Origin of the sequence: Vibrio sp. Vb2960 (assembly GCF_033337665.1) — a bacterium.
In the GTDB taxonomy this organism is placed as follows: Bacteria; Pseudomonadota; Gammaproteobacteria; order Enterobacterales; family Vibrionaceae; genus Vibrio; species Vibrio alginolyticus.
The window spans coordinates 52,222-75,839 of the sequence record NZ_JAWORD010000019.1; the positions used below are offsets into that span (position 1 = coordinate 52,222).

Annotated in this window: 20 protein-coding genes; 15 read left to right on the plus strand and 5 right to left on the minus strand. The window is 45.7% G+C overall.

The window, feature by feature from the left end:
• Positions 1–65: 65 nt before the first annotated feature.
• Both R7O03_RS16680 and R7O03_RS16685 read right to left on the minus strand, forming a co-directional pair.
• Entirely contained in the window at positions 66–1,235 is a 1,170-nt protein-coding gene (locus R7O03_RS16680; RefSeq protein ID WP_140204323.1) for an isovaleryl-CoA dehydrogenase, read from the minus strand.
• Between the two features lie 45 nt (positions 1,236–1,280).
• Positions 1,281–1,667: a MerR family transcriptional regulator gene (locus tag R7O03_RS16685; protein ID WP_005373242.1), complete on the minus strand. Its 387-nt coding sequence runs from the start codon at positions 1,665–1,667 to the stop codon at positions 1,281–1,283.
• A 209-nt stretch (positions 1,668–1,876) separates the two neighbouring features.
• On the opposite strand from R7O03_RS16685, the gene R7O03_RS16690 reads away from it, so the two are divergent.
• The 14 genes from R7O03_RS16690 to choV all read left to right on the plus strand — a co-directional run bounded on the left by R7O03_RS16690 (position 1,877) and on the right by choV (position 19,656).
• On the plus strand, positions 1,877–3,055 hold the full coding sequence (locus R7O03_RS16690; protein WP_318131886.1) for a thiolase family protein: 1,179 nt from the start codon (positions 1,877–1,879) through the stop codon (positions 3,053–3,055).
• A gap of 70 nt (positions 3,056–3,125) precedes the next feature.
• Positions 3,126–4,619 (plus strand): CoA-acylating methylmalonate-semialdehyde dehydrogenase, encoded by a 1,494-nt coding sequence (locus tag R7O03_RS16695; RefSeq protein ID WP_005382664.1) that lies wholly within the window; start codon positions 3,126–3,128, stop codon positions 4,617–4,619.
• 93 nt (positions 4,620–4,712) lie between these two features.
• Positions 4,713–5,867 carry an acyl-CoA dehydrogenase family protein gene (locus R7O03_RS16700; protein ID WP_318131887.1) on the plus strand — a complete coding sequence of 385 codons (1,155 nt, stop codon included), beginning with the start codon at positions 4,713–4,715 and terminating at the stop codon, positions 5,865–5,867.
• A gap of 49 nt (positions 5,868–5,916) precedes the next feature.
• Complete coding sequence (locus R7O03_RS16705) at positions 5,917–6,693, plus strand: enoyl-CoA hydratase (protein ID WP_318131888.1); 777 nt, start codon at positions 5,917–5,919, stop codon at positions 6,691–6,693.
• Positions 6,694–6,703: 10 nt separating this feature from the next.
• On the plus strand, positions 6,704–7,834 hold the full coding sequence (locus R7O03_RS16710) for an enoyl-CoA hydratase/isomerase family protein (RefSeq protein WP_318131889.1): 1,131 nt from the start codon (positions 6,704–6,706) through the stop codon (positions 7,832–7,834).
• A 19-nt stretch (positions 7,835–7,853) separates the two neighbouring features.
• Positions 7,854–8,750: a 3-hydroxyisobutyrate dehydrogenase gene (gene mmsB, locus R7O03_RS16715; RefSeq protein WP_053349198.1), complete on the plus strand. Its 897-nt coding sequence runs from the start codon at positions 7,854–7,856 to the stop codon at positions 8,748–8,750.
• A 9-nt stretch (positions 8,751–8,759) separates the two neighbouring features.
• Complete coding sequence (locus R7O03_RS16720; protein WP_033906450.1) at positions 8,760–9,518, plus strand: SDR family oxidoreductase; 759 nt, start codon at positions 8,760–8,762, stop codon at positions 9,516–9,518.
• A gap of 462 nt (positions 9,519–9,980) precedes the next feature.
• Positions 9,981–12,002: a tetratricopeptide repeat-containing diguanylate cyclase gene (locus tag R7O03_RS16725; RefSeq protein WP_081008327.1), complete on the plus strand. Its 2,022-nt coding sequence runs from the start codon at positions 9,981–9,983 to the stop codon at positions 12,000–12,002.
• A 605-nt stretch (positions 12,003–12,607) separates the two neighbouring features.
• Entirely contained in the window at positions 12,608–13,207 is a 600-nt protein-coding gene (betI, locus tag R7O03_RS16730) for a transcriptional regulator BetI (protein WP_017820329.1), read from the plus strand.
• A gap of 18 nt (positions 13,208–13,225) precedes the next feature.
• Positions 13,226–14,686 carry a betaine-aldehyde dehydrogenase gene (betB, locus tag R7O03_RS16735; RefSeq protein WP_237306928.1) on the plus strand — a complete coding sequence of 487 codons (1,461 nt, stop codon included), beginning with the start codon at positions 13,226–13,228 and terminating at the stop codon, positions 14,684–14,686.
• A gap of 180 nt (positions 14,687–14,866) precedes the next feature.
• On the plus strand, positions 14,867–16,582 hold the full coding sequence (gene betA / locus R7O03_RS16740; RefSeq protein WP_005373209.1) for a choline dehydrogenase: 1,716 nt from the start codon (positions 14,867–14,869) through the stop codon (positions 16,580–16,582).
• Positions 16,583–16,618: 36 nt separating this feature from the next.
• On the plus strand, positions 16,619–17,557 hold the full coding sequence (locus R7O03_RS16745) for a choline ABC transporter substrate-binding protein (RefSeq protein WP_318131890.1): 939 nt from the start codon (positions 16,619–16,621) through the stop codon (positions 17,555–17,557).
• 75 nt (positions 17,558–17,632) lie between these two features.
• Positions 17,633–18,475, plus strand: coding sequence for a choline ABC transporter permease subunit (choW, locus tag R7O03_RS16750; RefSeq protein WP_005392552.1), 843 nt, complete (start codon positions 17,633–17,635; stop codon positions 18,473–18,475).
• Between the two features lie 2 nt (positions 18,476–18,477).
• Positions 18,478–19,656 (plus strand): choline ABC transporter ATP-binding protein, encoded by a 1,179-nt coding sequence (gene choV / locus R7O03_RS16755; RefSeq protein ID WP_042523602.1) that lies wholly within the window; start codon positions 18,478–18,480, stop codon positions 19,654–19,656.
• 96 nt (positions 19,657–19,752) lie between these two features.
• Here choV and R7O03_RS16760 read toward each other — a convergent pair whose 3' ends face one another.
• The gene (locus R7O03_RS16760; RefSeq protein ID WP_064354707.1) at positions 19,753–20,409 is read right to left on the minus strand and encodes an NAD(P)H-dependent oxidoreductase; all 657 of its coding nucleotides are present in this window, start codon (positions 20,407–20,409) and stop codon (positions 19,753–19,755) included.
• Positions 20,410–20,652: 243 nt separating this feature from the next.
• Between R7O03_RS16760 and R7O03_RS16765 the strand changes: the two genes are divergently transcribed.
• Positions 20,653–21,087: a globin gene (locus tag R7O03_RS16765; RefSeq protein WP_149192078.1), complete on the plus strand. Its 435-nt coding sequence runs from the start codon at positions 20,653–20,655 to the stop codon at positions 21,085–21,087.
• Between the two features lie 41 nt (positions 21,088–21,128).
• Here the strand turns inward: R7O03_RS16765 and R7O03_RS16770 are convergent, their stop codons facing one another.
• Together R7O03_RS16770 and R7O03_RS16775 are read right to left on the minus strand one after the other, a co-directional pair.
• Positions 21,129–21,911 (minus strand): slipin family protein, encoded by a 783-nt coding sequence (locus R7O03_RS16770; RefSeq protein WP_005373196.1) that lies wholly within the window; start codon positions 21,909–21,911, stop codon positions 21,129–21,131.
• A 10-nt stretch (positions 21,912–21,921) separates the two neighbouring features.
• On the minus strand, positions 21,922–23,298 hold the full coding sequence (locus R7O03_RS16775) for an NfeD family protein (protein WP_047101372.1): 1,377 nt from the start codon (positions 23,296–23,298) through the stop codon (positions 21,922–21,924).
• Between the last annotated feature and the right edge of the window lie 320 nt (positions 23,299–23,618).

The following is a 23,618-nucleotide window of genomic DNA, read 5'->3' on the forward strand; positions in this document are numbered from 1 at the left end:
ATGTTGAATAAGATTTAGATTGAATAAGGAAGTTGTTTCGAGTTCGAACCGCCTAGGTATGATGATTAGGCGCTTTCGTTAAACAATTCGCGACCAATAAGCATGCGGCGAATTTCTGACGTGCCCGCACCGATTTCATACAGCTTGGCATCTCGCAACAAACGGCCCGTATCAAACTCGTTGATGTAGCCGTTACCGCCAAGTAGTTGAATCGCATCCAGTGCCATCTTGGTTGCCAGCTCTGCGCTGTAGAGGATCGCGCCAGCAGAATCTTTACGTGTGGTTTCACCGCGATCACAAGCGGCAGCGACGGCGTAAACATACGCTTTAGCGGCATTCATTTGTGTGTACATATCCGCGATTTTTGCTTGAACTAGCTGGAATTCACCGATGGATTTACCGAACTGTTTTCGGTCGTGAATGTAAGGCACAACGATATCCATACACGCCTGCATGATGCCAAGTGGGCCACCCGCAAGCACCACGCGTTCGTAGTCGAGACCGCTCATCAATACTTTCACGCCTTGGTTTTCTTCGCCGAGAATATTTTCCGCAGGGACTTCGCAGTTTTGGAAGACCAACTCACACGTATTCGAGCCGCGCATACCCAACTTGTCGAGTTTTTGTGCTTGAGTGAATCCAGGAAAGTCGCGTTCTACAATAAATGCCGTGATGCCTTTGGAGTGCTGGTTTGGGTCTGTTTTGGCGTAGACAACATAGGTGTGTGCATCCGGACCGTTAGTGATCCACATTTTGTTGCCATTTAGCAGGAAGATATCACCTTTACGTTCGGCTTTAAGCTGCATAGATACTACATCGGAACCTGCGCCAGGCTCACTCATCGCTAGTGCGCCAATATGTTCGCCAGAGATGAGCTTTGGTAGGTATTTCTCTTTTTGTGCTTGTGTGCCGTTGCGGTGGATTTGGTTGACACAAAGATTGGAGTGAGCGCCGTAACTTAATGCGACCGAGGCGGAAGCTCGGCTGATCTCTTCCATAGCGACAACGTGGGCGAGATAGCCCATGCCTGCACCACCAAACTCTTCGCTGGTGGTCACGCCTAAAAGACCCATGTCACCCAGTTTGGACCAAAGATGGTTTGGAAAGTCGTTAGATTGGTCGATAGATTGCGCTAGCGGCGCAATTTCTCTTGCAGCAAAACTATTGATTTGCTCGCGAAGCAAATCGGTATTTTCGTCATAAACAAAGTTCAGGGAAGAGTAGGTAGATTTCATTGCGTGTCCTTGCCTTTACGTCACCTACATCCCAGAGTTGAGGTGTTAGGTGACTTTTTCGCCTTTCATGGATCTCAGTGTGTTTTGGCATCGCAACTGTGCCGCATTTAACTCCATCATTACCGCTTGAATGTCGTTTGCTTGCTGCTGCAATGCTGCCTTCTTCTCTTCGATCAACCGAATCATATAGTTCAACTGCTCAGTACTTTGATCGGTATCGTAGAGTTCAAATAACTCTTTGATATCTGCAAGAGAAAAGCCCAATCGCTTACCTCGCAAAATCAGTTTGAGTCGAATTCGATCACGACCATTGTAGATTCGAGTGTTGCCTTTACGTTCTGGAGTTAGGAGACCTAAATCTTCGTAGAAGCGAATACTTCGGGTAGTAATGTCGAACTCTTTCGCGAGCTCGCTGATCTTAAATGTGTTCATTCCTTAACCTTACGACTTTCGTATAACATTCATACGAATATACAATTCGTTAACGTTAAAGTAAACAAACAACATCCACTCTTGAGCCTTGATATCACTCGCATTTACTCGAAATAAAAGAATCACTCGAACAAACAACAACCTCAAACTTGACGTTAACGTAAATGTTAGTATAGTTATGACGTAAACGTCAACAAAAGGTTAATGGAATGAAAAATGAAACATGGATTGTTGCCGCCAAGCGAACGCCTATCGGCTCTTTTCAAGGTGCATTAGCTTCAACCGATGTCACGGAACTAGGTGCGAAAGCCATCCAAGGGGCACTAGCCGAAAGCCAACTCGATGTGCAAAAAATAGACGAAGTGTTGATGGGATGCGTTTTACCCGCCGGCGTGGGGCAAGCGCCAGCAAGACAAGCAAGTCTTAAAGCAGAAATGCCACAATCGATTGGTTGTACGACACTGAACAAAGTCTGTGGCTCGGGTATGAAAACCGTGATGCTGGCCCATGATCTTATTCAATCTGGTAATGCGCATGCGGTTATCGCTGGTGGTATGGAAAACATGTCGTCTTCTCCTTATCTATTAAAGAAAGCGCGTGATGGTTTCCGTTTAGGTCACGAGCAAGTGCTTGATCACATGTTTTATGACGGTTTGCAGGATGCTTACCAAGGCGAATTGATGGGTGTCTTTGCCGAACAAACCGCGCAAAAGTACCAATTCAGCCGTGAAAGTATGGATGCATGGGCGCAGCAGTCGGTTACTCGTGCGCAGCAAGCGATTGAGCAAGGTTTGTTCAAAGAAGAGATCGTGCCTGTTAACGTAAAAAGTCGACGCGACGAAACCTTGGTGGTAGACGATGAGCAACCGAGCAAACTCGACGTCACTAAAATTCCTACCTTACGCCCTGCGTTTGCCAAAGATGGCGGCGTAACCGCAGCAAACTCTAGTTCCATTTCGGATGGTGCGTCGGCAATGATCTTAGTCGATAGTGAGTTTGGTCGTCAGGAAAACCTTCAGCCTCTAGCCAAAATTGTCGCGTACAGCACGCATGCAAGACAGCCTGATGAGTTCACCATCGCACCAGTCTTCGCGATTGAATCGCTGCTGGAAAAAACGGGCTGGGACAAATCAGACGTGGACCTTTGGGAAATCAATGAAGCTTTTGCTGTCGTGACTCAATACGCGGTGAAAGCTCTCGAACTGGACGAGAGCAAAGTGAACCCTCGCGGAGGGGCTTGTGCGCTGGGGCATCCAATAGGCGCAAGTGGCAATCGAATCCTTGTCACTTTGATTCATGCGCTAAAACAAACTGGTGGTAAGCGTGGCGTTGCATCGCTTTGTATTGGCGGCGGCGAAGCTACCGCTATCGCGATTGAAATCTGCTAAATCACTCTCAACAAAGTTTCACTTACATAACAGTAGTCAGTAACAAGCTGAAAAATACAAGGATGTCATCATGACAGAACAAGTAAAGCAGTATATCGGTGGTGAATTTGCCATCTCCGATTCAAAACAATGGCTAGATGTAACCAACCCGGCAACCAACGAAGTGATTGCACAAGTACCTTGTGCCACGGAATCGGAAATGAATGCGGCGATTGCCAGCGCAACAGAAACGTTCAAACGCTGGAAAGAAGTTGCAGCGCCGGAGCGTGCTAGATTGATGTTGCGTTACCAACATTTGCTAAAAGAGCAACACGATGAGTTGGCGATACTGCTTTCAAGTGAGACAGGCAAAACCCTCGCGGATGCAAAGGGTGACATTTGGCGTGGGATTGAAGTCGTAGAACAAGCGGCGAACATTTGTAGCTCAATGATGGGCGAAACGGTTGAGAATGTCGCAACCAATATTGATGGTTACTCTTACATTCAACCGCTCGGTGTTTGTGCTGGCATCACACCGTTTAACTTCCCTGCGATGATCCCATTGTGGATGTTCCCGATGGCGATCGCTTGTGGCAACACCTTTATTTTGAAGCCGTCAGAGCAAGTGCCACTAACGGCAATGAAACTGGCGGAGCTGTTTGAACAAGCTGGCGCACCAAAAGGCGTATTGCAAGTTGTTCACGGGACCAAAGAGCAAGTCGACCGCATTCTGACTGATCCAGTTGTTCGTGCGATCTCTTTTGTTGGCTCTGTGCCCGTTGGTGAGTACATCTACAAAACAGGTACAGACAACCTGAAACGCGTGCAGTCATTTGCAGGTGCTAAGAACCACATGGTCATCATGCCGGATGCAAACAAACAGCAAGTCATCAATAACCTAGTTGGCGCGTCAGTTGGTGCTGCAGGCCAGCGCTGTATGGCGATTTCGGTTGCCGTATTTGTCGGCGAAACCAAAGAATGGATCCCAGAGCTTAAAGAGGCGTTAGCTCAGGTTCAGCCTGGCGCGTGGGATGATGAAACCGCCGGTTATGGTCCACTGATTAGCCCTCAAGCGAAGCAGCGAGTGGTGAATCTGATTAATGAAGGCAAAGCGTCAGGCGCGAATTGTGTTCTGGACGGGACAGATTGCCAAGTACCTGGCTTCCCGAACGGTAACTGGGTGGGGCCAACACTGTTTACCAACGTGACCACAGACATGTCGATTTATCAGGAAGAAATTTTCGGGCCTGTACTGTTAACTATGGAAGTGGATGACCTAGATGAAGCGATTGAACTGATCAATGCAAACCGCTTTGGTAATGGTACGTCTATTTTCACGGCGAACGGCGCTGCCGCGAGAAAGTATCAACACAATATCGAAGTAGGTAACGTAGGCATCAACGTACCGATTCCGGTGCCATTGCCGTTCTTCTCGTTTACTGGGTGGAAAGGCAGCTTCTACGGCGACCTGCATGCTTACGGTAAACAAGCGGTTCGCTTCTACACCGAGACGAAAACTGTCACCGCGCGTTGGTTTGAAGATGACATTCCAAGCGGTCCAAACATGACCATTCAACTTAGCTAATTACTGGATTAGCGACACCTCTAGCCAAGCGCCACCGTTTAAGTGGGCTTGGCTCGGATACAAATGCAACGAATTAGACCTTAGGACTTCAAGATGGATTTTGAATTAAACGAAGATCAACTCGCGTTTGCCGAAGTAGCAAAGCAGTTTGCAGAACAAATGTTAGCGCCTCATGCGGCCGAGTGGGATGAAAACCATCATTTCCCTAAAGACGTACTGCGTCAAGCAGGTGAACTTGGTTTTCTGAGCATCTATACGCCGCCAGAGCATGGTGGCTTAGGGTTATCTCGTTTGGATGCGGCGATCATTTTCGAGCAGTTGGCTATGGGTTGTACCGCGACTACTGCGTTTATGACCATTCACAACATGGCGACGTGGATGATCACTAGCTTTGCCAAAGCCGAAGTGGCGCAGCAATTTAGCGCGGATCTAATTTCGGGTGAAAAGCTCGCTTCCTACTGTTTAACCGAACCTAATGCCGGCTCTGACGCCGCTTCTCTAACGACTAGCGCAGTGCGTGATGGCGATGAGTTTGTCCTCAATGGCGCAAAAGTGTTTATCTCTGGCGCGGGTGATACAGATGTATTGGTCGTGATGGCGCGTTCGTGTGGTGAAGGAGCGGGTGGCGTTTCTGCATTCGTTGTTCCTGCTGATTGCGAAGGCATTAGCTACGGTAAAAAAGAAGCCAAAATGGGTTGGAACTGCCAGCCAACTCGCATGATTACCTTCGAAAATGTCCGCATTCCGGCTGACTATCTGTTGGGTGAAGAGGGAGAGGGCTTTAAGTTCGCCATGCTTGGCCTTGATGGTGGTCGAATCAATATCGCTACTTGTTCCGTCGGTACTGCGCAACAAGCACTGAACGAAGCCAAGCAATACATGAACGAACGCAAACAGTTCGGCCGTTCACTGGCGCAATTTCAAGCGTTGCAGTTCAAGCTTGCTGATATGGCGACTGAGCTGGTCGCTGCGCGTCAAATGGTGCGACTCGCTGCCGCTAAACTCGATGCCCAGCACGCAGAAAAAAGTGCGTACTGTGCCATGGCAAAACGCTTTGCTACTGATGTGGGCTTTAAAGTCTGCGATCAGGCGCTGCAAATTCACGGTGGCTATGGCTACATCAAAGAATATCCAGTCGAGCGCCATTTCCGAGACGTTCGTGTTCACCAAATCCTTGAAGGTACCAACGAAATCATGCGTCTGATCGTCGCAAGACGATTACTAACGGAAGGCGTTGAGCTGCTTTAGTCAGCGAGACACAGCCTTACCTAAAGAAATTAAAAAGGACTGAAAGATTATGACGGCACAAATCAAACTAGAGCGTGAAGCGCACATTGCCAAGCTCACGATTAGTAACCCGCCAGCAAACACCTGGACGCTTGAATCTTTGAATCAGCTAAAAGAGTTGGCGATTGAACTCAGTAATGATCGCTCCATTTATGCGTTGGTATTAACAGGCGAAGGCGAGAAATTCTTTTCTGCTGGAGCGGATCTCAACAACTTTGCATCCGGCGATAAATCGCAAGCAGCAGATATGGCGTTCGCATTTGGTGAAGCCTTTGAAGCGCTGTCTGCGTTCGATGGGGTTTCCATCGCAGCAATTAATGGTTACGCGATGGGCGGCGGTTTGGAAGTGGCGATGGCGTGTGACATTCGCATCGCAGAAGAACAAGTACAAATGGCACTTCCTGAAGCATCGGTAGGCTTGTTGCCGTGTGCGGGCGGGACGCAAAACCTGACCGCGTTGGTAGGTGAAGGTTGGGCGAAGCGTATGATCCTGTGTGGCGAGCGTGTGACGGCCGAGCGAGCGGAAAAAATTGGGTTAGTCGAAGAGGTGGTGGCGAAAGGTCAAGCACTCGAAGCGGCTATGGAGCTAGCACAGCGTGTTGCAGGTCAATCACCGAAATCTGTGTCTGCGTGCAAAACGCTAATGCAAGGTCGACGCAGCCAAACTCATGCAGCTGGATTGGTTTTGGAGCGTGAACTGTTTTTACAGCTGTTCAATACACAAGATCAGACTGAGGGTGTGAATGCGTTTTTGCAAAAGCGCAAGCCACAATGGACAAACAGCTAGCGGAGGCCAAATGACAGGTACAGTAAATGTTTCAAAACTTGAGTGCGCTGATGGCTCTGTTATTGGTGTGCTAGAGCTTGATAATCCAGCTGCTCTCAACGCGTTGAGTTACGTGATGATTGAGAAGTTGTACAAACAGCTTAATGAATGGCAAACGGACGACAGCGTCGTCGCGGTATTCTTGCATGCTCAAGGTGAAAAAGCGTTTTGTGCTGGCGGAGATATTCAAGCGATCTATCGCGCACTTGAAAACAAAGAGCAAGATTTTGATTCTGCGTTTTCAGCGATGGAAACCTTCTTTGACCTCGAATATCGCTGTGACCACCTTATTCATACTTATCCAAAACCGATCATCGCGTGGGGACATGGTTATTTGATGGGCGGGGGAGTTGGCCTGTTTATGGGTGCCAGCCATCGCGTAGCAGAAACCACCACACGCTTTGCAATGCCAGAGATTAAAATTGGCCTTTACCCAGATGTAGGCGCGACGTACTTCCTGAACCAGTTGCCAAAACATTTGGCACTGTTCTTAAGTTTGACGGCTTGCCAAATTAACGCAACAGATATGAAAGCGTTGGGGTTAAGCCAATGGATTGCACAGCCAGAAAACAAGCAAGTGCTGCTGGATCTGCTTGCATCGGTAAGTTGGAAAGGTGAAGCGAACATCAACGAAAAAATCGCCACTACGCTGCGTTCGGTACACGTGGACGAGCCAACCGAAGGGATGTTGATGCCCTATGCGGAATTGATTGAGCAGTTATGTTCGGGTGACTTAGCGTCAATTGTTGATGCAATCAGCCGTGCTAACGTTGATAACAAGTGGTTCGTCAATGCGCAAAACGCACTGAACTATGGCAGTCCGTTGTCGCTCAGTATCACTTATCAGCAGTTAACGCAGTATCAAAACCTCTCTTTGAAAGCGTGTTTTGATATGGAATTTAACCTAACACTACGTTGTGGCTTAGAAGGTGATTTTAGAGAAGGGGTTCGTGCGCTGATTATTGATAAAACCAATCAACCGACTTGGCAACATCGCACGGTTTCTGACGTAACGCCACAAGTTTTGGAGCGCTTCTTCTCGCCAATTGACTCAGCAGAATACCCACTGACCGCATCGTCGGTAGCTATAGCGGCACTTTAGTACAAGGAAGAAATACGATATGGACAAAATTGCATTTATTGGCCTTGGTAACATGGGTGCGCCTATGGCTAAGAATCTACTCAAAGCGGGCTTGAATGTCGAAGTATTTGATTTGAACCCAAGCGCAGTTGAGGAGTTGACCGCATTGGGCGCTTCAAGTGCCGATTCCGTTCAGCAGGCAGTACAAGGTGTGGAGGTGGTTGTCACTATGCTGCCAGCGAGCCAACACGTTCAAAGCGTTTATCTTGGTCAAGATGGCATCTTAGATAGCGTCGAATCAGGCACCTTGCTGATTGATTCATCCACCATCGATCCGGCGACTGCTCGTTTGGTTGGCGAAAAAGCATCGCAACTTGGTATCAGTTTTGTTGATGCACCAGTATCTGGTGGCGTTGCGGGCGCAGCAGCAGGTACGTTAACTTTCATTGTTGGCGGCTCACAAGAGAACTTTGTTCAAGCCAAAGCGGTGCTTAGCCACATGGGTAAAAACATCTTCCATGCGGGCGATGTTGGAGCTGGTCAGGTCGCGAAGATCTGCAATAACATGATGTTGGGCATTTTGATGAGCGGCACCTGTGAAGCACTCAATTTAGGGATGGAAAACGGACTCGATCCCAAAGTGCTTTCCGACATCATGTTGCAAAGTTCAGGGCGTAACTGGGCGCTAGAGCTTTATAACCCTTGTCCAGGTGTGATGGAAAATACGCCTGCAAGCAATGGTTATCAAGGCGGCTTTATGAGCCAGTTAATGGCTAAAGATCTGGGTCTTGCGATGGAAGCGGCGGTTGCCAGTCAAACATCAACGCCAATGGGCAGCTTGGCTCGTAACCTGTTTAATTTTCACAACGGTCAGGGCAACGGGCAAAAAGATTTCTCAAGCTTGTTTGAGTTCTACCAAAAGCAAAATCAGGCCTAAGGAGCGCTTATGGAGTTAGCAAATAAGGTCATTGCGATCACGGGGGCAGGGCAGGGGCTGGGTAAACAAATGGCACTGTCACTGGCGGAAAATGGCGTTCATCTTGCGCTTATCGACCTCAATTCAGAGCAACTGGCTGAAACGAAAGCGGAATGTGAATCTCTCGGCGTTACCGCTCGTTTTTATGTGACGAACGTGACTGACGAACAACAGGTGTGCACTGCTTTTGAGCAAATTGAGGCAGATTTCAAGCAGCTCAATGGCGTTATCAATAACGCAGGTATTATGCGTGATGGTATGTTCATTAAAGTCAAAGATGGTCAGGTTAACACGATGTCGCTGGAACAATTTCAGTCTGTTCTAGATGTGAATGTAACAGGCACTTTCCTGTGTGGCCGTGAAGCGAGCAAGGTAATGCTGAACACCGATAGCAAAGGGGTTCTGATCAACATATCCAGCGTTGCGCGTGCCGGGAATATTGGTCAAACCAACTATTCAGCATCTAAAGCGGCGGTAGCCACCATGGCAACGGTGTGGGCGAAAGAGTTAGGGCGTTTCGGAATTCGCTCAGTGGCGATTGCTCCGGGTGTCATCAAAACTGCCATGACAGACCAAATAAAACCTGAAGCGATGGAACGTTTAATCGGAATGATTCCGGTTGGACGTTTAGGTTTGGCGGATGAAATTTCATCGACCATAAAATACGTGTTAACCAACGAATTCGTGACCGGAAGAGTGTTCGAAGTCGATGGCGGAATGCGAATGTAACCCCTTCTGCAACATAAAAAAGGGGAGCGAGTTTGATTGTCCGCTTCCTTCCATTTTCTCCTTTCTTTTATTGCTTCTATCTGAAAAATGTATTGGATGCATGGTCGACTGCTATCTCATCGAACGGTATAAAAATTGATTCTATTTCTAATGTGAATGGTTAGTTCTATATTGCTTGTCATGTAAATGTATCAACTCACAACTAAGACGATCTTTTGTCTCACTAACGAGATCGTCATTCTTGGTGTGTAAAAAACATTCTTATTGGTCATATTGTAACCGAAAACTATTTCGGCATCTAAAGATGGTGATTTATTATTCAGCGCAAAATACATGGGAATATGAGGCTGACTGAATAACCTTCAGTTGTCTTAATAATAAATAATCAGAATTCTCAATTACACTGAAGTAACTACCCATTAGGGAAGAGCAATAATGTCACTATTTCATTCGCTTAGGACGATGCCGCTATTATTGGGGTGTCTGTGTTTTTCTGTTCAGGCCTCCACAGAAAAGGTGGAACAGGAAGGTAAGTTTTTACAGTCGTTAGAAGGCATCGAAAATCAAATTTACGCATTACCTCAGAGTTCTTTAGCTTTGATTGAAGCGTTAGAAGAAGAGTCTTTACTACAAAACCAACCAACAGCGCTGTTGGTGCGTTACTGGCTTGCCAAGGCCACGGTTTTAGAGCTGCTAGGGCGCGTAGAAGAGAGTCAGAGTGTCGTTCAAAAAGGATTGGAGCTTGTACGTCCACAGAGCCATGAGTATCTCCTGTTTAAGTTGATTCAGATGCGAACTATGGTTGGAAAGAGCGATATCGATACCGCGCTTTCTGCGTTGGATAGCTTGTTGGAAACATCGCGTGAGAATGGTGATAAGCAACTTGAATCAGAAATCCTGTTGCTAAAAGGACGCTATTACGATGAGCAAGGTGAGTTTAAAAAATCCTATGCTGCACTTATGTCGTCCATGGATGCGGCTGAATCTTCAGGTGTTCACGGGCTGGTCGAACGTGCAGCACTAGAGCTAGGTGACGTACTTGTCAAAATTCAGGGTTACGACCGATCTGAGGCGCTTTTGGAACAAGCATATCGCTATTTTAGGGATAGGCGTATGTCGTTCAATGAGTTGTTGAGCGTTTTGACGATAGCGAAACTTCATAAAGCACAGTTCCAATACGAAGAGGCGATAGCGTCATATCAGCGAGCGTTAAAGCTGGCTCAAATTATCGGTGATGGACGCTTTAGATTTCGAGTTAACCTTGAACTTGCAGCTTTATATCGCGAGACGAATCAAGAAAAGAAGATGGTTAACCACTTGAAGCTGGCGGAGAATTTACAGTACAGAGAAACGTCTAGCGCGTATTTGGCAACATTTAAGTTGTTACAAGCCGAATATATGTTAGAGCAGCAGCAATTTGAAATACTTTTAGCGATGATCGCGCCAATGCTGCCGGAGATTATAGAGAGTCGATACGTCAAGCAACAGCAAATGGAGCTACTAAAAGTCGCCGCTATGGCCTATGCGGGAAGCAATGACTTTAAACTAGCATTCGAAACTTACGGTAACTATCACGATAAATTTATCCAATTTAGCAATCAAAGAGAAGTTGAAAATCTTGAGCGCCAGCAGACGTTGTTTGAGTTGGAACGACTTGAATATGAGAACGAAGATCTCAACTGGAACAATGTGTTGCAGCGTATGGAGCTAGAAAATAACCGTCGTACTTTTTACTTATTGGGTGAAGCGCTACTTGCGCTCATCGGTGTTCTATTTTTGATGGCGGTAGTATTTCTCGTCGTCAATCGCTCGCGTTTGAGAATGCGTCGCCTCGCAAAGACAGACACATTGACAGGGTTGTTCAATCGCCGTTTTTTAGAGGACTGGTTCACTAAGCCAGTAGAAGTGAGGCGTGAGCGAAAAGAGAAACCGGTACCTCAATCTAAGCAAGAAAAGATACAACACTTTGTTTTTGAGCAAGTCGAGCAAGTTAAGTACGGTTATCTAGCTTTAAATAAATGGGTAGATAGCAAACTCGATAAACAGAAAATGGTGCCAAATAAACCACAATCGGGGCCAGTAACTTTAGCGTTAATCGATGTGGATTATTTCAAGCAGGTAAATGATACCTATGGGCATGTGTTTGGAGATACCGTACTAACGGGCGTTGCCAAAGTGTTGGAGGAAACTGTACGTGAGAACGACATTGTTGCTCGCTTTGGTGGTGAAGAGTTTGTTGTTGTTATGCCCAATACAGACCATAAAAACGCCCTTATTACTGCAGAACGTTTACGTAGCGCTTTATCCCTACATGGCTTTGTTACGGAACAGAAAGAAGAAGTGAGAGTGACCTGTAGTTTTGGAGTCGTTACCACTGAAGATAATGAGATGAGTTTTAAATCACTTTGCGATCAGGCCGATAAATTGCTTTATCAAGCGAAAGCGAACGGACGCAACTGCGTGAAAGGTCGCTCGCTAGCGTAACAGAAATCAAAAGTTCAGGCTCATCGCACGATGAATCTGAACTTATCCCTCCCATTTACTTTGATAGCCAAGTGACTTTGAGATCCTTGTTTCGAATATAAAACGCTGAATCTAACATCTTAAAGTCACTTGGCGATATTACTTAAAAATGGCTTAAGGATATCGAATCGCATATTCATGGCGTTCAATATAACCTCTCTTTTTGCCTTCTTCACCTTCAAAGTGCGAATGCCACTTGTGTCTACAAAACTATAACAAACTAGTGTGTCTATTCTTTGTACAAATAAACCGTGTACAGGTGAAATGATTAGTGGTCGATATAAATTTTTTGTGGCACAGATTTTTGTTGTTCAAAAATCAACTCGTTCATCATCGTTTTAAAAATAGATAAATGGTTAAGTATTTGATTTTGTTTTACTTGTTTGTTTGTTCTTAAACTAAAATCTAGTTATCCCGACAAGTTCTTGCTGAGCAGTTTTTCGTACACCCTCAACTTTTCATCCTTTTTTACTAACATTTTTCTTTAAAAATAATTTGAGTTCGAATTAATTTTCAGGCATTTTATATTTAACTAACCGTTCAATTAAAAATAACAGGGACGCAAAATGCCAAAGGTGGGGATGCCTGAAATCAGAAAACCGCAGCTTGTGAAAGCGACAATGTCAGTGATTGATAGAGTCGGTTTACACGCGGCGAGTATTTCGTTAATCAGCAAAGAAGCCGGTGTATCAACGGGGATTATCAACCACTATTTCGGTGGTAAGCACGGATTGCTGGAGGAAACGATGCGAGAAATCTTGCGTCAGCTTTCGTCCACTATCACACAGAAGTTACGTGAGCTGCCAAGTGATGCTCATCACCAAAGAATTAATGCAATCATTGACGGTAACTTTGTCGGCTATCAGGCAGAAAACCAAGTTGCTAAGACTTGGCTGGCGTTTTGGTCGTACTCAATGCATGACGAGCAGCTCAAGCGTTTACAGCGTGTCAACGAACGACGTCTATTGTCCCACCTAAGAAAAGAACTCAAAGCATTATTAAATGCAGAGCAGGCTGAATTGGTTGCTCATGGTATTGCATCACTTATTGATGGAATTTGGCTGCGCGGAACGCTCAACCCGCAAGGCATTGATGCAGAAAGAGCGAGAATCATCATCAACGATTATCTCGAAAAACAACTTACGTTTTATTCTGAAAAAATATAAAAGTTACAGGTCTTCAAAATGGAAATGAAAGCACACTATATCAATGGTGCGATGTACGACGGGTGTTCAGATGAACACTTCACCACTTACAATCCGGCGAATGGTGAGCCATTGGCCAACATTAAACAAGCGAACCAAGACGATCTTCAAGCAGCGATTGAATCGGCAAAAAAAGGTTTTGCTGCATGGTCGGCGATGACTGCGATTGAGCGCAGCCGTATTTTACACAAAGCCGTTGCCATTTTACGTGAGCGTAATGACGAGCTGGCTGCATTGGAAGTGGCAGATACTGGTAAGCCCATTCAAGAAGCTATCGCGGTTGATGTCACAACAGGTGCCGATGTTCTTGAGTACTACGCTGGCCTTGCTCCAAGTCTACAAGGTGAACAGCAGCCACTCAGCGACGATCAGTTTTTCTATACACGTCGTGAGCCATTGGGCATTTGCGCGGGTATTGGCGCTTGGAATTATCCAATTCAAATTGCGATGTGGAAATCGGCGCCAGCACTGGCTGCGGGCAACGCAATGATCTTCAAGCCATCAGAAGAAACACCATTAACGGCGCTTAAGCTCGCCGAAATTTATTCAGAAGCGGGCATGCCAGATGGCGTATTTAATGTCGTGCAAGGGGATTACCGAGTAGGACAGATGCTAACGGCGCATCCTGATATCGCAAAAGTGTCATTCACGGGTGAGTCAGGCACCGGTAAAGTCGTCATGAGTGACAGCGCTAAGACACTAAAACAAGTAACGATGGAGCTTGGTGGTAAGTCTCCACTGATTATTTTTGATGATGCGAAGTTAAACGATGCCGTTTCTGCGGCCATGGTGGCGAACTTCTACACCCAAGGTGAAGTTTGTACGCACGGTACACGTGTATTTGTCCATGAAGGTATTTATGACGACTTTATCGCACAGCTTAAAGCCCGAACCGAGTTGTTAGTCGTCGGCGATCCGCTTGATGAGAACACGCAAATTGGCGCGCTAATCTCTAAAGATCATGAATCGAAAGTTCTAGGAGCGATTGAAGCCGCGAAAGCGAGTGGCGCGACGTTACTCACTGGCGGCTACAAAGTAACAGACAATGGCCTAGCTAATGGTAACTTTGTTGCTCCAACCGTATTTGTCGATTGCGATGATGACATGAACCACGTTCAACAAGAAATCTTTGGCCCGGTAATGTCAGTTCTGAAATTCCGCGATGAGTCGGAAGTGATTGCGCGTGCAAATGGCACCGATTATGGCTTAGCGGCAGGTGTATTTACTCAAAACCTATCTCGTGCGCACCGTGTGATCCATCAAATTCAAGCGGGTATTTGTTGGGTGAACACATGGGGTGACTCACCTGCGGAAATGCCAGTTGGCGGCTATAAGCAATCAGGTGTTGGCCGTGAAAACGGAGTCGAAACCCTTAAACATTACACACAAACGAAGAGTGTTCTGGTTCAGCTAAGCGACTTCGAAAGCCCTTACAAATGATACTACTCATAGTAGATAACTGACCACTTTAGCTTGTTAAAATGCTCGATAACTACGTTGTCAATTTTGATTGTAGGTTAACTACTTATCAAAATTTCCGCCTTGTTCTCAAGCATTTTTCCTACGCTAATTTCGTTCACTTATCTACGGTGATGAGTATTAACTCCTAGGAGAATAAAAATGCAACAACACTACGATTACATCATCGTCGGTGCGGGTTCGGCCGGCTGTGTGTTAGCGGATCGCTTAAGTGAAAGTGGTCAAAATTCGGTCCTATTACTCGAAGCGGGTGGGTCGGATAAAAGTATTTTTATCCAAATGCCAACGGCGCTTTCTTACCCGATGAACACTGAAAAATACGCGTGGCAGTTTGAGACGGTTGAAGAGCAAGGGTTGGATGGTCGCCAACTTCATTGCCCTCGCGGAAAAGTTCTGGGCGGTAGCTCATCTATCAACGGCATGGTTTACGTTCGCGGACACGCTTGTGACTTCGACCAGTGGGAAGAGGAAGGCGCGAAAGGCTGGAACTATCAGTCGTGTTTGCCTTATTTCCGTAAAGCAGAGTCTTGGATTGGTGGTGCTGATGAATATCGGGGCGATCACGGTCCAGTCGGCACATGTAACGGCAACGATATGAAGCTCAACCCGCTGTACCAAGCTTTTATTGATGCAGGCAAAGAAGCGGGCTACCCAGAAACAAAAGATTACAACGGTTATCAGCAAGAGGGCTTTGGTCCAATGCATATGACCGTCGACAAAGGCGTACGCGCTTCAACCTCTAATGCATACTTAAGCCGTGCTAAAAAACGCAAAAACTTCACCCTAATGAAGAGGGTGACGGTTCATCGAGTTTTATTAGAAGAAACGGGTGCAGAAGGAAAGAAAGCGGTAGGCGTTGAATTTGAAAAGTCAGGTTCAATTCAGCAATGTTTTGCGAATAATGAAGTGATTTCGAGTGCGGGTTCGGTTGGCTCCGTTCAGCTGTTGCAGCTTTCAGGCATTGGCCCTAAGGCAGTATTGGAAAAAGCGGGCATTGAGGTGAAACACTCGTTGGAAGGGGTAGGTAAAAACCTGCAAGATCACTTAGAAGTGTACTTCCAATATCACTGTAAGCAACCTATCACGCTCAACAGTAAATTAGGTTTGGTGAGCAAGGGCTTGATTGGCACTGAGTGGATATTAACTCGCAAAGGCCTTGGTGCTACTAACCACTTTGAATCGTGTGCATTTATCCGCTCTCGAGAAGGGCTAAAGTGGCCAAATATTCAATATCACTTCTTGCCAGCGGCAATGCGTTATGACGGGCAAGCTGCTTTTGATGGTCATGGTTTCCAAGTGCACGTTGGACCTAACAAGCCAGAAAGTCGCGGGTCGGTCGAAGTTGTCTCTGCGAATCCGAATGATAAGCCGAAGATTGAGTTTAACTACATTTCCACTGAACAAGATAAGCAGGATTGGCGTGATTGTATTCGCCTTACTCGCGAGATCCTCAATCAGCCAGCCATGGATGAGTTTCGTGGGGATGAGATCCAACCCGGTCTGAACATCACAACGGATGAACAGATTGATGAATGGGTGAAGCAAAACGTCGAGAGTGCTTACCATCCATCTTGTACCTGCAAAATGGGCGCAGATAACGACCCATTAGCCGTCTTAAATGAGCGATGCCAAGTACGCGGTATTCAAGGCTTGCGTGTGGTGGACTCTTCTATTTTCCCAACCATTCCGAACGGTAATTTAAATGCGCCAACGATTATGGTGGCAGAACGCGCCGCGGATATGATTTTGGATAACGCCCTAGAAACGTCGAACAACGTACCAGTTTGGATTGCACCGGACTGGCAAGAGATGCAACGAATGCATCCGCCAAAAAGAGATCTCGATTCGATCTCATAAAATGAAAAAATCAGTAATCATTACAAGGAATTCAACATGTCTAAGATGACAAAAATCTTCTCAACAATTGCACTAAGTACTTTAGCAACAGGCGCTTACGCCAACCAATGTGAAACGGTTCGTTTCGCAGATGTAGGTTGGACTGACATCACTGCGACCACTGCCGTTACATCAGAGTTACTTAAAGGGTTGGGGTACAAAACGAAGACTGATCTTCTGTCTGTGCCTGTAACTTACTCCTCTATGGCTAATGGCGATATCGACATTTTCTTAGGTAACTGGATGCCAACGATGGAAGGTGATATCGCGAAATACCGTGATGCAGGTACCGTTGAAACCGTACGCGCGAACCTCGTTGGCGCAAAATACACGCTAGCGGTTCCAAAATACGTTTATGACGCAGGCGTGACCAACTTCGCTGACCTAGTAAAACATGCCGACAAATTTAAAGACCGCATTTACGGCATTGAACCAGGAAACGATGGCAACCGCTTAATTCAGTCAATGATTGATAGCAACGCATTCGGCCTAAAAGATTTCAGCCTAGTTGAGTCCAGTGAAGCTGGCATGGTGTCTCAAGTATCACGTGCCGCACGCCGCAATCAATGGATTGTGTACCTAGGTTGGGCGCCGCACCCAATGAATAGTAACGTTGAAATGGAATATCTAGCGGGTGGCGATGACTTCTTCGGTTCTAACTACGGCGGCGCGAACGTCTACACAAACGTACGTAAAAATTACCTCGCTGAGTGTCCAAATGTAGGTCAGCTAGTGAAAAATCTAGAGTTTAACCTAGAAATGGAAAATGAACTGATGGAAGCGATTCTTAACCAGAAACAGAAGCCATCAAAAGCAGCGCAAGCATGGTTGAATGCAAACCAAGAGCAAATTGAAGCGTGGCTAGAGGGCGTGAAAACGGTGGATGGCCAAGATGCGCTAACAGCTATTACAAACTACTTAAAAACAAACGCTTAATAAGCAGTATTTGAGCTCGTTTTTTTAAAAGAAAGTGGGCAGTTTTGCCCGCTTCATTAACACAAAGGTTTTATTTTGAATTTTATTACGGACAACAAACTACCGTTGGGCCAATGGATGGAAACTGGCGTCGATTGGTTAACCATCAATGCATCGGGTTTTTTCGATGCAATCTCTATTACACTTGAAACGATCATTCTTTTCGTGGTGGACATTTTTAAATGGATGCCACCTGCAGCGCCAATCATTATGACGGCGGCAATTGCTTGGTTCTTACATCGCAGCATTCCTCTTGTCGTATTTATCGTGTTGGCCTTACTCGCAATTCTCAACCTTGGTTACTGGCAAGAAATGCTGGAAACCTTTGTCCTTGTGTTTGCAGCGACAACGATTTCCGTATTAATTGGCGTGCCGTTGGGCATTATGGCGGCGCACCGTCCTTGGTTATACACCTTGTTGCGGCCAATACTCGATTTAATGCAGACCGTCCCGACATTCGTTTACCTAATTCCAACCTTGGTTCTGTTTGGATTGGGTATTGTCCCAGGTCTAATCTCGACCATCATTTTCGCTATCGCTGCGCCAATTCGATTGACGTACCTCGGCATTATTAAAGTGCCGGAGGAGCTACTTGAAGCGGGTAAAGCATTTGGTGCCAGCCGCATGAAGCTACTGTTTAAGGTGGAGTTACCTGCGGCATTGCCAAGTATTATGGCTGGCGTTACGCAGTGCATTATGTTGTCTCTTTCTATGGTGGTCATTGCGGCGCTTGTTGGTGCTGATGGGCTTGGTAAGCCAGTCGTACGTGCACTGAATACGGTAAACATTTCACAAGGTTTTGAAGCTGGTTTAGCGATTGTACTCGTTGCCATCATTCTTGATCGCTTGTGTAAAGCACCAAACCAGAAGGAGGCATAATCATGGACGCTATTACTATTAAAAATCTTGATGTCGTTTTTGGTCAGCAACAAGCACAGGCGCTAGCACTACTAGATCAAGGGAAGTCTCGACAAGAAATCATTGATGAAACTGGCCAAGTGGTTGGGGTTGATAATGTTTCGCTGAACGTGAAACAGGGTGAGATCTGTGTCTTGATGGGGCTTTCGGGCTCGGGTAAATCAAGTTTGCTGCGAACGGTTAACGGGTTGAACGATATTTCTCGTGGCTCTCTGAAAATTAAAGACGGCGACGACATGGTTGAGCTCTCTAACTGTGACGAACAGAAACTGCGCCACCTTCGTACGCACCGCGTGTCCATGGTGTTTCAGAAGTTTGCATTGATGCCATGGTTAACGGTGTTAGACAATGTAGCGTTTGGTCTAGAGATGCAAGGCATTGGTAAAGCAGAGCGTCGTAAAAAGGCGCGTGAACAGCTCGAAATGGTCGGTTTATCTGAGTGGGAAACCAAATTCCCGCACGAGCTTTCTGGTGGTATGCAGCAGCGTGTTGGCCTAGCGCGAGCGTTTGCGATGGACACTGATATCTTGTTAATGGATGAACCGTTTTCAGCACTTGATCCATTGATTCGTGCTCAGCTTCAAGATGAATTGATTCTGCTTCAAGAAAAGCTAAACAAAACCATTCTTTTTGTGAGTCACGACTTGGATGAAGCACTTAAAATCGGTAACAACATCGCCATTATGGAATCAGGAAAGCTGATTCAACATGGCAAGCCAGAACAGATCATTCTTGCTCCAGAAAACGATTATGTGGCGGACTTTGTTGCTCACACTAATCCATTAAATGTGCTGAAGGGACGTTCCTTAATGCGTGACGATTTGGTTCGCGAAGATACGCGTGTTCTAATTTGCCCTGACAAAGATATTTGGGTGATACAAGAGAGCAAGGGGTTAAGTTTAGCGGATAAAGATAAATCGTTGATTCAATGGAAGAGCGACTCTTCGAACCTTGACGAAGTTAATGAAAACTCTCTGGTTCAGGTTAGTCCAGAAATCAGTATGCGAGAAGCGATTGAACTTAAACAGCGTAGCAATCAGCCTCTGCTTATGGTTGAAGATAATAAGTTGGTTGGTGTGTTAAGCGACAATGAGCTTTACGATGCATTGCTTGGTAATTTTAAGTCAGAGCAAGTTGCGTAAAGTTGACGCAGAACCAAGTAAAAAAGAGCCGCACATTAATGCGGCTCTTTTTAGTTTAAACAATGAGTTAAGTCGCTAAGCTAAGACAATGGTCGACTATAGAGTCGTAATTACGTCATCCATTGCAAGGCGTGCTTTTGGAAGACCATGATTATAATCTTCCCCATCTTTATGGTAGCCAATCGCCAGCGCAACTTCACAAATATGGCCCTCGAGCTCTTCTTTAAACTCTTCTCCAATCAGAGCCGGATCGACACCTTCCATCGGTGTTGAATCAATGCCTAGTCGTGCCAATGTGTGTAGTAGGTTGCCTAGTGCCAAATAGACTTGTGCTTTTGTCCAGTTTCCGTTGAAGCCATTTTCGTCCGTATTTGCATCGGCAAAAGCGTAAGCACCCATAAAGTTGTTGTACATCTCCGCTGGCAAGTGGCCAGATGTTACTTCTGCATCCACACGCTTCGCAAATTTCTCTTTAGTAAATTTAGGATCGTAAGCAAACAGAATCGTATGTGATGCGGCTTTCGCGTGTGGTTGGTTAAACTGATGCATATTTGCAAACGTATTGTGGAAACGTTGCTTCGCTTCATCACTTTCAATAACGATGAATTTCCATGGTTGTGAGTTGATAGAAGACGCCGACAAACGCAGTGCTTCTTTGATTATCGCCATGTCTTCTTGAGAAACGCGCTTGGTTTCATCATATTTTTTTGCAGTGTAACGGCTATTTAGATCGGTAATGATTTGATGGGACACGTTTATATCCTCTTTATGTGATGACAGATGAGGATGCACTAGCATCGACAACCATGCGTACCTCGAATATGGGTTCATGATAATGGATATTTTTTCATTGATAAGAGGGTGTTTATTTAAATCACTTTTTACTTTTTGTTGAAAATCGATGTGAGTTGATCGATTTGAAACTTAAAAGTCCTTATTTGGAAGCTTTTATTTGATATTAAATTAAACTCATATTGAGGCGTAGGGGAAAGCAACATGAACGTGATTGAAGTTTTTAATGATAGCTATGAACGTTGTACTTCAGATCAGGAGTTTTTCGACTTGTTCTACAAAAATTTATGGTCGAAAAGTGCCAACTTTAGACAGAAGTTTGACGGTATAGACATGCACCAACAAGTGAGAATGCTTAGAGGGTCTATTGTATTTTTTATGATGGCAGATACCTCGACCGAAGCGCACAAAATGGTGGAAAAGTATGGGAAAAAGCATGCAAGTGCAGATATTGGTATAGAGCCGCAGGATTTTGATGTTTGGCTTGAGAGTTTGTTAGAAACGGTTCGACAGTGTGATTCCGGGTATGATGCCGATGTTGAAACCGCTTGGCGAACATGCTTTAAAACGGGCTTAGAAGTAATGAAACAAGAATGTGATAAAGAAGATAGGCACATCCTTAAAGCGAGTACCAAATAAGGAAGTAACGTGAGTGGTCGTTACTTCCTAGGGGCAGAATCTTACTTATCTTGTGTCTCTTTATTCTTTTTCACCGCTTCGGCGATATCACTGACAGCTTCGACAAGATTGATCGGCATTGGAAAAATAATAGTGGATGTTTTGTCTGTAGTGATTTCAGTGAGTGTCTGCATGTAACGTAATTGCAGTGCATTCGGTGCTTCGTTGAGCATTTGCGCTGCTTCTTTTAATTTATTTGAAGCCTCTAACTCGCCAGTAGCGTGAATGATCTTCGCCCTACGGTTACGTTCTGCTTCTGCCTGACGGGCTAGGGCTCTGACCATGCTGTCATTTAAATCAACATGTTTGACTTCAACCGTAGCAATCTTGATTCCCCAGTCATCAGTCTGTTGATCGAGAATGGATTGTAAATCCTTATTGAGGCGTTCTCGCTCTGATAGCAATTCATCGAGTTCATGCTGACCCAATACCGAGCGCAGCGTGGTTTGTGCTAGCTGGCTGGTAGCATCGCTGTAGCTTTCAATATTGTTAATCGCCATTTGAGGATCGACTACGCGAAAATAAACGACCGCGTTGACGCGCACAGAAACGTTATCTTTGGTAATTAAATCTTGTGTCGGCACATCCAAAACGACAGTACGTAAATCAACCCTCACCATTTGCTGAATAAATGGGATAAGGATGATCAAACCAGGTCCTTTGACTTCTTGAAATCGACCAAGAAAGAACACAACCCCACGTTCGTATTCTCTCAAAACCTTGAACATTTGGGTCGCTAGTGCGAACAGCAGCACCACGATCACCGCAACGGTATAGAGCATCATAAAGCGCCTCCTATTTATTTTGGCGGTCATCAGGCATCACAGTTAAGGTCAGCCCTTTAACATTAACAATGGTGACGTGATCACCTTGTTTGAATTGTTGATGGTCTTTGGCTTTAGCTCGCCATAACGCACCGTTGAGTTGAACGCGTCCTTCGCCATCGATAAAGTCATCGCTTACCACGGCGACCTTCCCAGGGTAAGTCTCTAAACCCGTCGTTACACGCCGGCGACGAATTTTGAGCAGCAGGCCGACGGTCAGCACGATTAGAGCCACGGAAAATATGGCAATACCAAAAATCAAAGGAAGGGCGATCTGGAATCCTGGTAACTCACTGTCCATGAGAAATATCGAACCGAGTACAAAGGCGACAACGCCGCCTAAGCCCAAAATACCAAAGCTCGGGCTGAATGCTTCCGCTATCATTAGTGCAATACCGAGTAACAGCAGACCAAGACCTGCGTAGTTGACGGGCATCATTTGTAGTGCGTACATGGCAAGAAGCAGACAAATCCCACCTAGCACACCGGGTAAGCCAATTCCTGGGTTGTAAAATTCAAGAAGTAAACCGTAGATGCCGATGAGCATTAGAATGTAGGCAACGTTTGGATTGGTTATAACGGCTAACATTTCTGCTCGCCAATCTGGCGTTCTTTCAACCCATGTTGGATTTTCAAGTGACAATGTCACAGTGCGATTGTTTACTTTAACAGTTTGCCCATCTATGGCTTTGACTAAGTCTTCTGGCGAATTGGCGATGTAATCGATCACGTTTAATTCTAATGCTTCTGTTGCATCCAAGCTCGCCGCCTCGCTTACTGCTTTCTCTGCCCATTCTGCATTTCGTCCATGAAGTTTTGCTAAGCCTTTAATGTAGGCTTTGGCATCGTTAATTACCTTTTTCTCCATTGCGGTTTTAGCGGGAACTTTCTCTGAGCTTTCGTTGGTTCCTTCTGGCGTTTCTTCCGCGTTTTGATCTTTGCCATCATCCGATGAAGGAGGTTGAGGCGCACCACCTAACGCGACGGGCGTTGCAGCTCCGAGGTTTGTCGCTTCAGCCATGGCGGCTACGTGACTAGCGAGCAAGATGTATGTTCCTGCACTGGCAGCTCTAGAACCAGATGGGCCGACCCAAGTTGCAATGGGAGTCGAGGAGGTGGTAATGGCGTGAATAATATCTCGCATTGCGCTATCTAAGCCGCCTGGTGTGTCCATCTCTAAGATCACTAAACTGACACCGTTTAGTTGAGCTTCTTCTATTTCACGAGATAAATAGTCGCTAGTAGCAGGCCCTATAGCGCCTTTGACAGGAACAATCCAAACGGTATTCGCCAGTGCTTGACTGGCCATCAAGAGTAAAGGTAAGAACCATATCCATAGTCGTTTCATGCAGTCCTCCTTGTGTGGTCACAGGGACTTTTTGAAATCCTAATTCAAGTATATCCAAATAACTTAGAGATGCTTGAGTATAGGTTCTAATGAATAAGTTGCCGAGGCTAATTAGGAGACTACTTTTTTATATATAAACGCTGTGTGAGATAGTAAACTAAAGCAAATTATTGGTAATTGTGATGTTTATGTTTATTGTTCAGCGTTTGATTAAGTTGGCCGTTATCTGTGCCGTATTCTTTACTATTTTCGATCTGATCTCCTATGGAGAGGTGACTTGGTTTCAACGGTTTTTGGCTTTTCTACACTAAACTCAGATT